Origin of the sequence: Caballeronia arationis, assembly GCF_001544975.2 — a bacterium.
In the GTDB taxonomy this organism is placed as follows: Bacteria; Pseudomonadota; Gammaproteobacteria; order Burkholderiales; family Burkholderiaceae; genus Caballeronia; species Caballeronia arationis.
In genome coordinates, this window is record NZ_FCOG02000487.1 from 1 (window position 1) to 1,109 (window position 1,109).

General features: G+C 60.6%; 2 protein-coding genes. Both read left to right on the forward strand.

Annotated elements, in window-relative coordinates:
* Positions 1-240, forward strand: a 240-nt coding sequence (locus tag AWB81_RS43380) for a tyrosine-type recombinase/integrase (protein WP_159939044.1), incomplete at its 5' end; no start/stop codon positions are given.
* 73 nt (positions 241-313) lie between these two features.
* On the forward strand, positions 314-586 hold the full coding sequence (locus AWB81_RS43385; protein ID WP_062644762.1) for a DUF1488 family protein: 273 nt from the start codon (positions 314-316) through the stop codon (positions 584-586).
* The last annotated feature ends 523 nt before the right edge of the window (positions 587-1,109 follow it).

Genomic DNA, 1,109 nt, shown 5'->3' on the forward strand with positions numbered 1-1,109 from the left:
GCGGCTGCGCGACTGCGCGAGCGAGATGGCGCTTCGGCGCGTGCAGACTTATTGGAGAAAGCTTCCGCCCACTGGCTGCGTCACAGCGCCGGCTCGCACATGGCCGATCAAAAGGTTGATCTTCGGCTCGTTCGTGACAATCTGGGTCATGCTTCGCTGACCACGACCAGCCTGTACCTGCATATCGACGATGACCGGCGGCATCGGGAAACGGAAGACAAGCACCGTATCGACTGGTAGCAACGTGTCGGTCTCCCGTTCTATTCCGCGGGTCGCGTTCGAACTCGCCTAACTTAATTGACACAGTTTAATCATGGAAGCCTTAGCGCCAGCACCCCGCATCCTCGCAAATCGCCGCGGTGTCGCGTTCGACCTCGTACGAGCGAACGGCTCAGTCGAGTGCGTGGTCACCGTCGAGGCGCTCGAAGCGTATTTCTGGCTTGAACCGGGCGCAAGCGACGCTCGCACGCTCAAATGCTTCGGCGATGGCTACCAGCGAATCGCCGCGCTCGCGGCACGCAAAGCGCTCGCCCATCCGGCGGCGAGTATCGAGTTGACGTCGTCGGATTTTGCGCGAAGTACGTAGCCGTAGTCCGTCAGGTACCGCTGGGTTTCGAGAGGGTTCACACGCCGAACGGTTTGCCGGTCAGGCCAGCGGCTGAAACGATGCCTGATTATGGGCCTAGGTCCAGTAGGCGCCGTCAGGGTTTGCTTCTCCGCCGGGTTGCAGGAGTGCGCGCACCCTTGTCGCCCGCGCCGAACCCGCCTGTTTAACTTTGCTGCACCGCTCGTCACCGCGATCAGCTATGCACGGGACGCTCCAATGAACCAGAGAAAGAGCCTGAAGACGGTTAGTTGCCTTTCCCCGTGAAAGTGAGCGCGCTCGCAGACCCGCCTGCCCTGAACCGCCCGTGATTCCGAAGTGACCCTGCGGCAGCTTGCGAAGTTTAGTGACCGTCGCTGAGACGGAACCACCGGTCGAATTTGTAGATCGTGAATAGGCCGCTGGCAGGAAAATCCAATGCTCCTTGACGGTAGAGTCGAGATGTGGCGCGGTAGCAGTAGGTTCGGTTTGTCTGTTGCCGCCTCTTTCGTTCGGCGGTGCCCTA